The sequence below is a fragment of the Erwinia rhapontici genome (assembly GCF_012271765.1).
GTDB classification, from domain to species: Bacteria; Pseudomonadota; Gammaproteobacteria; order Enterobacterales; family Enterobacteriaceae; genus Erwinia; species Erwinia rhapontici.
This window is the reverse complement of record NZ_VRKO01000016.1, coordinates 182,928-197,166: the sequence shown is the minus strand read 5'-3', so window position 1 is coordinate 197,166 and position 14,239 is coordinate 182,928. Positions and strand designations below refer to the sequence as shown.

Genomic DNA, 14,239 nt, shown 5'->3' with positions numbered 1-14,239 from the left:
ACAGAGGGGTGATGGAAGCATGACAGACCGAAAAGGGCACTGAGCAAATTAACAAAGATTGAATGTTTATCCCCTCCCGCCGATAACCCTGTGGACAGCTAACTCTAATAATAAGGTCCACCATGTTTTCCACTATTGCATCAGGTATCACGTCACGCCTTGCGTGGCAGAAACGCACTCACTCTTCTGCCACGCTTGACTCATTAAAAGACTCTATCGCCATGATCGAATTCATGACCGATGGCACCATCATCACGGCTAATAGCTTGTTTCTTGAGAAAATGGGCTACGAACTGAATGAGGTGGTCGGGCAGCATCACAGCCTGTTTTGCACGCCGGACCTGTTGGCGTCGCGCCAGTATCAGGACTTCTGGATGCGGCTGAATCGCGGGGAAAGTTTCAGCGATAAATTTCTGCGCGTGGCGCAAAATGGCCGTCCGGTGTGGCTCGAAGCCAACTATGTACCGGTGCGGGATCGTAACGGGCGCGTGTTCAAAATTATTAAGCTCGCTACCGACATCACGTCGCGCATTATGGATGCCCAGGAGCAACGGGCAATGACCAATGCTATCGAGCGCTCAATGGCGGTGATTGCCTTTAACCTTAAAGGCGAAGTGCTGAAAGCTAACGATAACTTTCTTAAAACCATGGGATATCGCGCCAGTGAAATTATCGGTGCGCATCACAGCCAGTTCTGTTCCGCAACATTGCGCAGCAGCCCGGAATACACACTGTTCTGGCAGAAGCTCAACCGTGGTGAGTTTATTTCCGGCCAGTTTCAGCGCGTCAACAAGCAAGGGTCTACCCTCTGGCTGCGCGCGACCTATAACCCGGTGTTCGACGACAGTGGTGAGCTGTATAAAGTGGTGAAGTTTGCCACCGATGTCACCGCCCAGGTTGAGAAAAACCAGCTAGAGCGTGATGCAGCCCAACAGGCTTATCAAACGGCGCTGCAAACCAGCGAAAGCACAAAACGCGGTGCCAGCGTGATTGCCAACAGCGTGCAGACCATGAATGAACTGGCAGGTGAACTGCACGGGATCTCTGGCGATATCACCGGGCTCGGGGATTCCTCAGACAATATCGGCCAGATCGTGACCAGTATTCGTCGTATTGCCGATCAGACCAACCTGCTGGCCCTCAATGCGGCGGTGGAAGCCGCCCGCGCAGGCACGCAGGGTCGCAGCTTCGCGGTGGTGGCCAACGAAGTGCGCACGCTGGCGCAAAACATCAACCGCGCCACCACCGAAATCGAACAGATGGTGCAGCAAAATCACCTGCTGGCGAGCAAAGCGCAGAAAGGCATTACCTCAAACCTGCAACGTGCCGATCGCGGCGTGGAGCTGGCGCAGGAAGCCGGCGGCGTCATCGCTGATATACGCGACAGTTCCGACGATGTGCTACGCGCCATCGGCCACGTCACCGCCGCGTTAAAGAGCGATTAAGCGTCGTCTCATCAACCTGCACAACGGCATTATCACTCCGGCAAAAAGGCCGACCCGAAAAGGTCGGCCACTGCGAATAATCAGATCTGTTTATTGATAAGCCGCATCAAAGAAAGCCTTTTCCAGCGTCACGGCGCGCAGGAAGAAATCCTCACACTGCGCCTGCTGTGCCGGGCCAACACGGTCGAGCTCCTGACGTAAAAAGGCGACAAATTCGCGGAAATCGGGGTTATCGTGCAACATAATCCACTCGGCGTGAACAAAACTGGCAGGCAATGGCAGCGGGGCCTGTGACGCCCAGTCGAGGTACAGCCACTCGGCGACATTGAGTACGGTCAGGATCACCGCATAGGAGCGCGTGGCAGCGGCCTCCAGCATGATCGCCTTGAATCCCGCAGTGGGAGAAGTGTCCGGTTCGGCGTCGCGCTGCGCAGCGCTGACGTCCAGCGCCTCAAATGCGCGCAGAAAATAGGTGTTCTCTTCACCGGAGACAACCCCGGCGCAGCGACCAAAGCGCAGGCGGGCTGCGGGGCTGTCGGCACTGGCAATGGCCGATCCGACTAAGGTGAGGAAGCTGTCGAGAAAACGGTGATCCTGGGTGAGGTAAGTGCTCATCACCTGGCGATCCACGCTGCCATCATAGAGCTCGCGAACAAAACGATGCGTGACGGCCTGTGTCCAGATGGGCTGGCTCAGTGTACGGAGTGTGTCGGTAAAACGAGTGGTCATCAGGTAGTCCTTATAAGCAGACTACCGGCAAAAGAGAGGTAAGTTGCCCCATCCCTTCGCCGGCATTATCCGGATCAGGTGTTAAGGGTCATCGCGCTGAATCTTTTACGATTTCTCAGCCAGTTGCCTGGCTCCCCCTGGAGGGGGAATTAAGTCAGGAATTTTCCGGAACGTCAATGTTGCTGAAGCGGGACATCGGGCGAGGCATGCCTCACCCCTACAGAATGCGCAGGTCAGTGGGTGTTGCATTACGGGACATCGGGCGAGGCATGCCTCGCCCCTACAGAAGCGCAGGTCAGTGGGGGTTGCATTACGGGACGCGGGCGAGGCATGCCTCGCCCCTACAGAAGCGCAGGTCAGTGGGGGTTGCATTACGGGACATTGGGCGAGGCATGCCTCACCCCTACAGAATGTGCAGTTCAGTGGGTGTTGCATTACGGGACGCGGGCGAGGCATGCCTCACCCCTACAGAATGCGCAGGTCAGTGGGTGTTGCATTACGGGACGCGGGCGAGGCATGCCTCGCCCCTGGAGAATGCGCAGGTCAGTGGGTGTTGCGTAGGGGCGGGTCATGACCCGCCCGCCGTCAACGGGGCTGTGCTAACAACGCCGAAAAACCCTGTAATGTCTCACTCAATGGCCCATCATTACTTAACGTCATACACCCTGCCGCCACCGGCTCTGCCGCACGCTGCAACCGCTGTTCAATGGCGGCTTCATCCTCGCGACCGCGCTGGCGCAGTCGCCCGGCGAGGATCTCCGCCGACACCTGCAAACACACCGGCAACAGCCGCTCACCGTAACGCTGACGGGCAGCCGCCAGATGCAGCCGTGAACCGTTCACCACCACATCCAGCCCACTTGCCAGCCACTGATCGATCTCAATACCCAGCCCGTAGTAAAAATGATGCGCCTGCCAGTCGAGGGCAAACAGACCGTATTCACGCCGACGTCGGAACTCATGCTCGCTGAGGGCGATATGGTTTTCGCCCCCGGCGCTGGCGCTGCGGGTGATATAGCGATGCGCCACAATCATCCGCTCCGGTGCGCATTCACGCAGCGCCAGTAGCAGGCTGTCTTTGCCGGAGCCGGAAGGGCCCATCAGCCAGATCAGCCGCCCCATCAGAACACCTTCCTGCCCTGCGCCCACACCGACGATACATAGACCTGATCGCGGTGCGCACGCACCAGCACCAGATCGGCCCGTTTGCCTTCATCAATCACACCGCGATCGTCAAGGCCGATGGAACGGGCCGGGTTACGCGTCACTAGCGCGATGGCCGCAGGCAGCGTCATGCTGTTACGTTCATCGGCGGCAAGACGGAATGCCGCATCCAGCAGGCTGGCGGGATAGTAATCCGACGAGAGAATATCCAGCAGCCCCAGCTGTGCCAGCTCGCTGGCCGCCACGTTGCCGGAGTGCGAGCCGCCACGCACAATATTCGGCGCCCCCATCAGTATCTGTAAGCCCATTTCACGCGAGGCGCGTGCGGCCTCTTCGGTGGTCGGGAACTCAGCGATAACGCTGCCTACCCCTTTCGATTCAACCACGTGTTCATAGGTGGCGTCATCGTGGCTGGCCAGCGGAATGTGATACTGACGACACCAGGCAGAAATCGCCTCACGGTTCGGCGTGGACCAGCGGGCCGCCAGGCGTAGCTGATCGGCCTCGTACTCATCAAGCTGCCGATCGCTGAGTTGATATTTGCCGCCAAAATAGGTGCGCCATGCCGCCAGCGACACATACTGGCGCTGCCCCGGTGAGTGATCCATCAGTGACACCAGCGACAGTGCCGGGTTACACATCAGTTGTTCAAACAGCGGCAGCGTTGAGTCATGAGGCAGTTCACAGCGCAGGTGCAGACGATGTTCGGCACGGTTCAGGCCATGCTTCTGCGCATGGCGAATCGCATCGATCATCTTATTCAGATTCTCCATGCGGTGGCCGCCATCGCGCACATCACCCACGCCAATCGCATCCAGTACCGTGGTAATGCCGCTGGCGACAATCAGCGCATCATGGCTGCTCATGGCGGAGTGCGCAGGCCAGTCCACCTTCGGGCGCGGGGTAAAAAACTTATCCAGATTGTCGGTATGCAGCTCGACCATGCCGGGCATCAGCCAGCCGCCCTCGCCGTCAATCGCTGCCGGAAGCTGGCTTTGTGTGTCAGAGAAGGCGCGGATCACGCCATTTTCACAGGCCAGCGATCCCTCGACCACTTCATTTTCCAGGATCAGTTTGACGTTATTGATGATCATTCGGCGTGCTCCAGAGCAACAGGTTGCATCACATGCAGACGGTCAGCGATGCGATCGCGCACCGCGTTATCATGAAAAATGCCGACAATCGCCGCGCCGCGCTGGCGCGCCTCTTCAATCAGCGCCACCACGGCAGCGCTGTTGGCGGTATCGAGTGAGGCGGTCGGCTCATCCAACAGCAGGATCGGAGAGTCGGCAATAAACCCGCGCGCAATATTGACGCGCTGCTGCTCACCGCCGGAAAACGTCGACGGTGCCAGTCCCCACAGGCGCGACGGCACGTTAAGGCGGCCCAGCAATGCTTTGGCACGCTCTTCGCTCTGGGATCGCGACACACCACGCTCCAGCAGCGGCTGCATCACTACCTCCAGCGTGGAAATCCGCGGGATGACGCGCAAAAACTGGCTCACCCAGCCAATCGTATCGCGGCGAATGCTGAGGATCTGGCGCGCCGGGGCGCTGACAAGGTCAACCCACTGCTGCTGATGATCCACCCAGATATGCCCGCTATCCGGCAGATAGTTCGCATACAGCGAACGCAGCAGCGTGGATTTACCGCTGCCCGAATGACCGTGCAGCACCACGCACTCCCCGGCAGCCACCTGTAAGGAGGCGTTACGTAACACCACCAGTTCTGCCCCCTGCTGATTGTGCATCACAAAGGTTTTTGACAGATTTTCGACACGCAGTTTCAGATTCATAATGATTCCTGTGGGGAGTATTTAAACAATGGATGAGACCAGCAGCTGGGTATACGGATGATGCGGATCATCCAGCACCCGGTCGGTCAGGCCACTCTCCACCACTTTCCCCTCTTTCATTACCAGCAGACGGTGTGCCAGCAGACGCGCCACACCGAGGTCGTGGGTGACAATCACCACCGCCAGATTGAGATCGCGGACCAGGCTGCGCAGCAGATCCAGGAGTCGCGCCTGCACCGACACATCCAGCCCGCCGGTGGGTTCATCCATAAACACCAGCGTCGGATGCGTCACCAGATTGCGGGCGATTTGCAGACGCTGCTGCATGCCGCCGGAGAAGGTGCCCGGCAGGTCATCGATGCGCGACAGCGGGATCTCCACATCCTGTAACCACTTCCCGGCGGTTTCGCGGATCTGCCCATAGTTACGCTGCCCGACCGCCATCAGGCGTTCACCGATATTGCCCCCGGCAGAAACCTGCGCCCGCAGGCCATCCATCGGATACTGATGTACCACGCCCCATTCGGTGCGCAGCAGACGGCGGCGTTCGCTTTCGCTCAGGGCATAGAGATCCTGGCCCTGATAAATAATCTCACCCTGCTGCGGTGCCAGCCGGGCCGAAATCGACTTCAGCAGCGTGGTTTTACCGGAACCCGATTCCCCGACAATTCCCAGTACTTCTCCCGGAAAGAGCTCAAAGGAGACGTCACTGAACCCTTTGCCCGGCGCATAGAGATGCGTTAACTGATTGACCGCCAGCAGCGGTGTTTCGCGCGTCATGATGGATTCTCTTGTTGCTGATGGCAGTAGTCGGTATCGGAGCAGACAAACAGGCGCGAACCCTGATCGTCCAGCACCACTTCATCCAGATAGCTGTCGCGTGAACCGCACAGCGCGCAGGGTTCATCCCACTGCTGTACGGTAAAAGGATGGTCGTCAAAATCGAGGCTTTCCACTTTGGTATAGGGCGGCAGCGCGTAGATACGCTTCTCGCGTCCTGCACCAAACAGCTGGAGCGCGGGCATCATATCCATCTTCGGGTTGTCGAATTTCGGGATCGGTGACGGGTCCATCACATAGCGATCGTTGACCTTGACCGGATAGGCATAGGTGGTGGCGATATGACCGTAACGGGCGATATCTTCATACAGTTTGACCTGCATGATGCCGTACTCCTCCAGCGCGTGCATGGTGCGGGTTTCCGTTTCACGTGGCTCGATAAAGCGCAGCGGCTCCGGGATCGGCACCTGATAAATCAGGATCTGATCTTCCGTCAGCGGCGTTTCAGGAATGCGGTGACGCGTCTGGATCAGTGTGGCGTCAACGGTGCGTTCCGTGGTGGCGGCACCGCTGACGCGCTGGAAGAAGCGGCGGATAGAGACGGCGTTGGTGGTATCGTCAGCGCCCTGATCGATCACTTTCAGCACGTCATGTTCGCCAATCACGCTGGCGGTGAGCTGAATACCGCCAGTGCCCCAGCCATAGGGCATCGGCATCTCACGTCCGCCAAACGGCACCTGATAACCGGGGATCGCCACCGCTTTAAGGATGGCACGGCGGATCGTACGTTTACTCTGTTCATCCAGATAACCGGGGTTATAACCGCTTAGTTCAGTCACGCTGCTTCTCCTGGTATTCCGCCCGCAGGCGTTTCAGCAGTTCCAGTTCAGCCTGGAAATCGACGTAATGCGGGAGTTTCAGGTGAGAGACAAACCCCGCCGCTTCAACGTTATCCGCATGCGATAGCACAAACTCTTCGTCCTGCGCCGGGCTGGTAATGCGTTCGCCGTGTTCATCGGTTTGCAGCGCACGGTCCACCAGCGCCATCGCCATCGCTTTGCGTTCCGCACGACCAAAGACCAGCCCGTAGCCCCGGGTAAAGTGCGGCGCATCGTCCGCCGGGGTGGTGAAACCGTTCACCATTTCACACTCGGTCAGCATCACTTCGCCAATCTCCAGCGCAAAACCCAGCTCTTCCGGGATAATCTCAACAGTGACCGATCCGGTACGAATTTCCCCGGCAAAGGGATGGGTGCGCCCGTAACCGCGCTGCGTGGAGTAGCCCAGCGCCAGCAGAAACCCTTCGTCACCGCGTACCAGCTGTTGCAAACGCGCTGAACGCGGCATCGGATAAGATGGCGCATCGCGGGTGATATCCAGCGGCTCGCTGCCATCGTCCTCTTCGCGCAGCGCCAGCCCTTCGCGCGTCATCAGGTCAAACATATGCGGGCATTCTGCTGCCAGTGGCTGTTCCGCACGCGGTGTCACGGGCGCTTTGCCTTCGGCCAGCAGGGTGAAATCCAGCAGACGATGGGTGTAATCATAGGTTGGCCCCAGCAGCTGTCCGCCGGGCAGATCTTTGTAGACCGCAGAGATACGGCGCTCAACGCGCATCGCACCGCTGTCCAGCGGCAGGCTGTCGGCCAGCCGTGGCAGCGTGGTGCGGTAGGCACGCAGCAGAAAAATCGCTTCGACCAGGTCGCCACTCGCCTGCTTAATGGCCAGCGCCGCCAGCTCACGGTCGTGAATACCGCCTTCGGTCATCACGCGGTCAACGGCCAGGCCAAGCTGCTGGTCAATCTGTGTGCAGGTGAGTTCCGGCTGGTCATCCGCGCCACGGCGCAAACTCTCCTGAAGCTGATGGGCGGCGGCTATCGCCTTCTCGCCCCCTTTCACCGCGACATACATCAGCAGACCTCCACGTCAGTAGTGCGCGGCAGCGCCATCATGTTTTCACCACAGGTGAAGATCAGGTCAATGCCCTGCGGGAAGCGGTGGCGGCGATCGCGCAGGTAACTCAGCACGCTTTCTGGCAGCTGCGGAGCAATGGCGCGGCGCTCCTGCAAGCCCGGGCCGCGCAGGCGCAGTGTCAGGCCGCCGCTCAGGGCCGGTACGTCAATAATCAGCGTGCTGCTTTTCTCCGGTGACACATTATCGCCGGGGGAGAAACTGTCGATGCTGGTGCCGGATTTGGCATGCAGCAGGGCAAACGGGGCATCTGTGCTGTCGGTGATCGGTGCACCGGTGTGGAACCGCAGATTGCTGAGCAGGGCATCATCGCGCAGCGCTTCGTCAATCCACAGAGGCGTTTCGCGATCCACCAGCGTCATCATGACCGCCGTTGCGGCACAGGAGGCGTTGCCCCAGGCGGGCAGCGTCGGCAGCGATACCATCACGCCCGGTTCACTCATCGCCTTGAGAATACGGCGGAAGGCGCGCTGAGCATCAGCAACGGGATGGCTAAAACTGGCCAGTAAGGTCATGCGTTATCTCCGCGAACAAGGGTAAAGAAGTCGACCCGGCTGCTGGCCACTTCGCGCGAACGCAGCGCCAGCTGCTCTGCACGCAAGGCCGCCAGCGGTGCGATAATCTGCTGATATAAATGCGGTGAGCTGTCACCCTGCAACAGAGCATCCAGCAGCGCACAGCGTTCGGCGTGGACTTTGTCGCGCCCGAGAATGTAGCTGTATCCACAGAGTCCGTTGGCCAGGCGCACCACGGCGCGTGTCACGGTGGTATCCCCAAGAATAAAGCGACGACCGGTACCGCCCATTCGCGCCTGCAAACGGGTCAATCCGGTTTCCGGTGCGCGCAACAGTTGGTAGTCGGTGGGGAGATCGGCGGGGCAATGCGCCAGCAACTGTTGCGGCTGGCTATGAGCCAGCACGGAAAGCCAGTGCTGACGTGCCTTATGTGCTTCCATTTAGTGCTCCAGCGTCAGTTCAATCATATCGGCACGCGTCAGGCTGACGGAGTATTCCGCCATCCGGCCGTTGTCGGTACAGGTATTCAGGGTGCGTACGCACAGCAGCGGCGCATGCAGGGAAACTTCAAGCAGACCGCTCTCTTTCGCCTGCGCGCGGCGGGCGGTAATGCGTGTCTGTTTACGTGTCAGCCCGGTAGTCAGTTGCTGACGGAGAAAATCGTGCAGTGAGCCACTGCTGAACTGTTGCAAGTGCGGCCACCACGTCAGGTCGGGCAGATAATGGTTGATCACGCAGACCGGCACGCCGTTGACCCGGCGCAGGGTGCGCAGATGGATCACCGTGTCGCCTTCGTTGCAGGCCAGCGCGGCGGCCACTTCGGCATTGCAGGGGCGCAGCACCGCCAGCAGGCGTTCACTGGTGGGATGGCTTCCCTGTTCCATCAGGTTCTGACTGAAGCGTGCCTGGGCATGGAGCGGGTAGTTATAGGGCCGCATCAGCACCAGTATCCCCACCCCCTGACGGCGCTGTACCAACCCTTTATCCACCAGTTCATCCACCGCACGGCGCAGGGTATGGCGGTTAACGGCATAGTGCGCCGCCAGCTGTTTCTCAGACGGCAGGTACTCGCCACAGCGGTAACGGCTGCGCAGTTCATCCTCCAGTTGCGCCGCAATGGCCTGATATAAAGTGGTCGGATGTCTGGATAAGTTGAGCATAAAAAAATCTCCACAGAACAAAGCCGGTTAGCGGGGTTATTTGCGTTAAGGTTCCTGCTACTGATGGCAGTTACATTGAAGATGTTGTGTGACAGTGCGGTTAACGCCAGATGAAGGTTTTTAAAAAGTGCGGGGAGTGTGTCAGGATAGGCAACGTCAGAGTCAGCCAGAAGGATACAGCGTGGATAACGAAAGCGAGATCGTGCAGGCCGGGGCCGTATTGAGCCAGAAACTGGCAGAGCTGGGAGCGGTGGATTTTCTTTATCTGCGCCAGAATAAGCGTGCCCCGGAAGAGGCGCTGGTGCTTTCCAGTCATTCAGAGGAGTGGATCAGCGACTATCGCGATCGCCGCCGCTATCTGAAAGATCCGGTGGCGCTGGCCGCCCGGCAGCGCATCTCACCCTTTAACTGGCAGGATTGCACGCGCCCCAACGCCGGGCTATGCGATGCAGGCAGCCAGTGCCAGCGGGTGAAGGGATTTACCTTTGCGGTTCACGACGAGCAGCAACAGATGTCACTGCTGAGCGTGATACGCCGCCACGACAACCTGACGTTTTCCCACGACGTGATTTCCCGGCTGGCGGATTTGCAGATGCTGTTGATCCTGCTGCATGAAAAAACCCACCTGCGGCGCGAAAACAGCCCGGTGCTCTCGCCGCGTGAGCAGGAGGTGTTGCTGTGGAGCAGCCGGGGTAAAACCTACGGAGAGATCGCTATCATCCTGGGGATTCAGCTCAGTACCGTGAAGTTTCATATCGCCAATGCCACGCGGAAACTGGGCGTCAGTAATGGGAAACATGCGATTCGCCGGGCGCTTGAAATGAACTATCTGCCCTCCCCCCTCTACTAAAGGCTAGCTGGACGCAGCGGCCTCAGGCTCTACACTCGTATTCACTTATCTCTTTTCAGGAAACGTTATGTCGTCGTCTCCCTCCCGTCTTCCCGCTGCCGTGTATACGCTCGGCTTTGGTGTTTTTGCGCTGGTAACCAGTGAGTTTCAGGTTGCCGCACTGATGAATATTATGACCACCGACCTGCATATCACCCTGCCGATGACCGGCTATCTGATCACCGTGTATGCGCTGGCGATGGCGATTGGCGGCCCGCTGCTCGCCCTGTTGCTGCTGAAACACCCGCCGCGCCGCAGTCTGTTGATCCTGCTGACGCTGTTTATTGCCAGTCAGGCGCTGGGGGCGGTGGCGGGCAGCTATCTGCCGCTGGTGATTGCGCGCATTCTTACCGGTGCCGTGGCCGGGGCCTATATTGGCTGTGCGGTCAGTACCGGCGTGAAGCTGGTGCCCGAGCAGCAGATCCCGGCGGCGATTACCGTGGTGCTGGGTGGACTGATGATCGGTACGGTGATTGGCCTGCCGCTGGCCAGTTTTATCGGTAACCTGGCGGGCTGGCGCGTCAGCTTCTGGTCGGTGGTGGTGATTACGCTGCTGGCGCTGTGGCTGACGCACAAAACGTTGCCCTCCACGCTGGCTCCGGATGACATTAATCTGAAAGAAGAGCTGCGGGCACTGAAAAATCCGACGCTGTGGCGTGCTTATTCCACCAGTCTGCTGATTATTGGCGCGACCTTTGCGGGCTTCAGCTACTTTACGCCGATCCTGAGTGCGCAAACCGGCTTTAGCAGCGGCCAGGTCACCGGGTTACTGCTGGTGTATGGCATGGCGACCGTGCTGGGGAATGCGGTTGTGGGGCGTCTGGCCGGGCGCTATGCGTTGCCGGTCATTGCCTGCGGTTTACTGGCGCTGGTGGGCTTTTTCGCCCTGTTTGCCAGCTTTATTCAGCTACCGTCGGTGGCGATAGCCTGCGTTGTCGGCGTGGGTCTGTTCGGGGTAACAATGAACCCGGCGATGGTGACCCGCGTGATGGGTGCGGCCGGTAATCGCCAGTTGGTGAATACGCTGCATACGTCGATGGTGACGTTCGGGCTGATGCTGGGATCGTTGCTGGGCGGGCTGAGTATTGAATATGGCTTCGGCCTGAGCGCCCCGCTGTGGATCGGTGCCGGGATGGCGCTGTGCGGGCTGTTAACGCTGCTGCCGGATGTCAAAACATCACAGCCTGAAGCCTGTCGCGAGTGAGGTTACGTCAGAGACGACCGGAAAAAGGGTCGTACCCTGATGGCTTCCCAGTCATTTTTTGTCGCTGACAGTCTAACTTCAGGTCTGAGGCCAGTTTGAGCACGCCGGATCGGCAAAATCCGCATCCCTGCGGGCCTCGGCACGCGGCGTCCCTGCCGCGTGACGTCCGGCTTACCTCAAACTGGCCCCATCCCCGCTGAATGGTTGCTCGCTGTTAGTTTTAAAACCACCACAACATAACGATCTCTGCGGATGAATTTGAATCAGGATTTTGGGTTTAGACCCAGGTTTTGACGTTGAGGCGGCATTCAGCTGCGCTGAGGAAGCGCAGTGAACCAGGACGAACCGCCAGGACGGCGGTGAGAGGGAGAGCCGGTACAGGGATGTGCCGTCACGACCAGTCCGTCGGTGAACCGCGCTTGGGAAGGCATCCACGCAGTGGACGCAGCGCCTGCCGCAAAGCCCGGGTCCCCAGGGCGGCGGCGACTGGCCGCCCTGGGTCGCTCAGCCCACGAAGTGGGAAAGCGAAACGCCCTTGACGTTGACCTGTATCTTGACCTTGAGCGTCGTGCATACCATCATCACGGGTCAAGTCCGCCACCAGAGGCAATGTCGGTCTTGTTTTGTGGGGATCGCTCAGGGATCGCCCTCTACCGAATCCAATGCCCGTCAGCCTGCGGGTTTGGCCTGCTCTGCGGTGAGTGCAGCAATCCGGGTGATCACCCTTACCGCCTGCTCCATATTATCGAGTGAGGCAAACTCATGCCTGCCGTGATAGTTATAGCCCCCGGTAAACAGATTCGGGCAAGGTAAACCCATAAACGACAGTTGCGCACCGTCCGTGCCGCCGCGAATCGGTTTCACATGCGGGGTGATGTCACAATCGCGCATCGCCTGAAGGGCCAGCTCGATACTTTGCGGGCACGCTTCCACCTGTTCACGCATATTGTAGTAACTGTCTTCAACCACCAGCTCAATCGCCGCCGGGGCAGGCAGCGTTTTCTCTAAACGGTGGGCGATAGCTGCCAGCCGTTGTTTACGCTCGTCAAAGCCGCTGCGGGCAAAGTCGCGCACAATATAGTGCAACTCGGCGCGATCCACACTGCCTTTGATGCCATGCAGATGGTAAAAACCTTCGTAACCGGACGTTTTTTCCGGCACCTGATCTTCCGGCACTTCACGATGGAAACGCATCGCCACATCCAGCGCATTGACCATCACGCCTTTTGCCGTTCCCGGATGGACGTTATTGCCAGTAATTTTTACCGTAACCGAAGCCGCATTGAAGTTTTCATATTCAAACTCCCCCATCCCCCCGCCATCGACGGTATAAGCCCAGTCGGCGGCAAAGGCGGCAACATCAAAGTGCTGGATACCCCGGCCAATTTCTTCATCGGGAGTAAAAGCAACGCGCACCTCGCCGTGCGCCACTTCTCCGGAGGTGAGATGGGCCAGCGCCGTCATAATCTCGGCAATTCCGGCTTTATCATCTGCGCCCAGCAGCGTTTTACCGTCCGTGGTGATCAGCGTATGCCCGGTCAGCTCATGCAGTACCGGAAACATCACCGGCGACAAAATTTCATCGCCAATTCCCAGGGCAATATCACCACCGCGATAATTCTCAATCACCTGCGGGTTAACATTTTTCGCAGTGAAATCCGGGGACGTATCCATATGGGAAATAAAACCGATGACCGGCGTCGGCCAGCTTACGTTTGACGGCAGCGTGGCCATCACAATACCGCGTGGGCTGCAGGACACATCGCTCAGTCCCAGCGCACGTAACTCATCACACAATCTTTGCGCCAGGCGAAGCTGCCCTTCAGTACTGGGAACCTGACGAACGTTACCTTTAGATTGCGTATCAAAAGACACATAGTTTAAGAAGCGATCAAGTAAGTTATTCATCTGTCTTCCCTTTGGATGCCAGTGCTTATTATGGATAGCGGAACAATGTTAAATATTGTTTCAGGTCAGTTTAGTACGCTGGCGCAGCATTAACGTTGCGGATAATGGATGAGATCATGAAAACGCACCGGCTCCGTGCCCGGATTGCGGTAGGCATGGGCGCAGTCAGCGTGAAAACGCACCCCATCCCCCGCGGAAAGGCGCTGCCACTGACCATCAACCTGTAACTCAAGCTCGCCCTCGATGACAATGACATGTTCGACCACACCGCGTTCATGGGCGTCGGATGCACTGGATGCCCCGGAGGCCAGCTCAATCACCAGCATTTCAAAATTCAGGGCGGCATCGAAAGGAAACAGCGGGAACACCTGCATCGTACTGTCAAAGGCAGTGTAGCCCTGCTGACGTTGGTGCCGTGCCGCACTGTCAACGGCTGGCGGATCGATAAAGGCAGAGAATGGCAAGTTAAAACCCGTTGCGATTTTCCACAGCGTTGCGACGGTCGGGCTGGATTCCGCGCGTTCGATTTGCCCAAGCATCGCTTTACTCACGCCCGTGGCATCCGCGGCCTGGGTCAGACTCCAGCCACGTGCGCTACGCTGGGTCTTCAGGGTTTGCGCCAGATGGTGTTGCAGACTGTCCACGTTGTGATCTCCTGTAAGCATGAAACGAGTATAACGCC

The 14,239-nt window shown here is 58.6% G+C and carries 15 protein-coding genes and 1 riboswitch; of the genes, 3 read left to right on the top strand and 12 right to left on the bottom strand.

What is annotated here, in order from left to right; all coding sequences use genetic code 11:
- The first annotated feature begins 122 nt into the window (after positions 1 to 122).
- Positions 123 to 1,445, top strand: a complete 1,323-nt coding sequence (locus FVB43_RS17795; RefSeq protein ID WP_167864407.1) for a methyl-accepting chemotaxis protein — start codon at positions 123 to 125, stop codon at positions 1,443 to 1,445.
- A gap of 90 nt (positions 1,446 to 1,535) precedes the next feature.
- Here the strand turns inward: FVB43_RS17795 and FVB43_RS17790 are convergent, their stop codons facing one another.
- The 10 genes from FVB43_RS17790 to phnF all read right to left on the bottom strand — a co-directional run bounded on the left by FVB43_RS17790 (position 1,536) and on the right by phnF (position 9,556).
- Positions 1,536 to 2,174, bottom strand: a complete 639-nt coding sequence (locus FVB43_RS17790) for a TenA family protein (RefSeq protein ID WP_167864406.1) — start codon at positions 2,172 to 2,174, stop codon at positions 1,536 to 1,538.
- Positions 2,175 to 2,208: 34 nt separating this feature from the next.
- Positions 2,209 to 2,322, bottom strand: a riboswitch (TPP riboswitch).
- A gap of 437 nt (positions 2,323 to 2,759) precedes the next feature.
- Positions 2,760 to 3,296 carry a ribose 1,5-bisphosphokinase gene (phnN, locus tag FVB43_RS17785; protein WP_167864405.1) on the bottom strand — a complete coding sequence of 179 codons (537 nt, stop codon included), beginning with the start codon at positions 3,294 to 3,296 and terminating at the stop codon, positions 2,760 to 2,762.
- Positions 3,296 to 4,432 (bottom strand): alpha-D-ribose 1-methylphosphonate 5-triphosphate diphosphatase, encoded by a 1,137-nt coding sequence (phnM, locus tag FVB43_RS17780; RefSeq protein ID WP_167864404.1) that lies wholly within the window; start codon positions 4,430 to 4,432, stop codon positions 3,296 to 3,298. Before phnM ends, phnN begins: the two co-directional genes overlap by 1 nt.
- Entirely contained in the window at positions 4,429 to 5,133 is a 705-nt protein-coding gene (phnL, locus tag FVB43_RS17775) for a phosphonate C-P lyase system protein PhnL (RefSeq protein ID WP_167864403.1), read from the bottom strand. Before phnL ends, phnM begins: the two co-directional genes overlap by 4 nt.
- Positions 5,134 to 5,154: 21 nt before the next feature.
- Complete coding sequence (gene phnK / locus FVB43_RS17770) at positions 5,155 to 5,913, bottom strand: phosphonate C-P lyase system protein PhnK (RefSeq protein WP_133842951.1); 759 nt, start codon at positions 5,911 to 5,913, stop codon at positions 5,155 to 5,157.
- Positions 5,910 to 6,752 (bottom strand): alpha-D-ribose 1-methylphosphonate 5-phosphate C-P-lyase PhnJ, encoded by an 843-nt coding sequence (locus FVB43_RS17765; protein ID WP_133842949.1) that lies wholly within the window; start codon positions 6,750 to 6,752, stop codon positions 5,910 to 5,912. Before FVB43_RS17765 ends, phnK begins: the two co-directional genes overlap by 4 nt.
- Positions 6,745 to 7,821, bottom strand: coding sequence for a carbon-phosphorus lyase complex subunit (locus FVB43_RS17760; RefSeq protein ID WP_159337059.1), 1,077 nt, complete (start codon positions 7,819 to 7,821; stop codon positions 6,745 to 6,747). The genes FVB43_RS17765 and FVB43_RS17760 overlap by 8 nt, the downstream gene beginning before the upstream one ends.
- Complete coding sequence (phnH, locus tag FVB43_RS17755; protein ID WP_133842944.1) at positions 7,821 to 8,396, bottom strand: phosphonate C-P lyase system protein PhnH; 576 nt, start codon at positions 8,394 to 8,396, stop codon at positions 7,821 to 7,823. The genes FVB43_RS17760 and phnH overlap by 1 nt, the downstream gene beginning before the upstream one ends.
- Entirely contained in the window at positions 8,393 to 8,836 is a 444-nt protein-coding gene (phnG, locus tag FVB43_RS17750; protein WP_133842942.1) for a phosphonate C-P lyase system protein PhnG, read from the bottom strand. The genes phnH and phnG overlap by 4 nt, the downstream gene beginning before the upstream one ends.
- On the bottom strand, positions 8,837 to 9,556 hold the full coding sequence (gene phnF, locus FVB43_RS17745; RefSeq protein WP_133842940.1) for a phosphonate metabolism transcriptional regulator PhnF: 720 nt from the start codon (positions 9,554 to 9,556) through the stop codon (positions 8,837 to 8,839). It abuts the gene before it with no gap.
- A gap of 181 nt (positions 9,557 to 9,737) precedes the next feature.
- On the opposite strand from phnF, the gene FVB43_RS17740 reads away from it, so the two are divergent.
- A complete protein-coding gene (locus FVB43_RS17740) occupies positions 9,738 to 10,406 on the top strand; it encodes a helix-turn-helix transcriptional regulator (RefSeq protein WP_159337060.1) in 669 nt (222 codons plus the stop codon).
- Between the two features lie 67 nt (positions 10,407 to 10,473).
- A complete protein-coding gene (locus tag FVB43_RS17735; protein WP_167864402.1) occupies positions 10,474 to 11,649 on the top strand; it encodes an MFS transporter in 1,176 nt (391 codons plus the stop codon).
- Between the two features lie 669 nt (positions 11,650 to 12,318).
- On the opposite strand, the gene pepT is transcribed toward FVB43_RS17735, so the two are convergent.
- The gene (gene pepT, locus FVB43_RS17730; protein ID WP_159337061.1) at positions 12,319 to 13,557 is read right to left on the bottom strand and encodes a peptidase T; all 1,239 of its coding nucleotides are present in this window, start codon (positions 13,555 to 13,557) and stop codon (positions 12,319 to 12,321) included.
- Between the two features lie 89 nt (positions 13,558 to 13,646).
- Positions 13,647 to 14,222, bottom strand: a complete 576-nt coding sequence (locus FVB43_RS17725) for a helix-turn-helix domain-containing protein (RefSeq protein ID WP_133842932.1) — start codon at positions 14,220 to 14,222, stop codon at positions 13,647 to 13,649.
- Positions 14,223 to 14,239 lie beyond the last annotated feature (17 nt).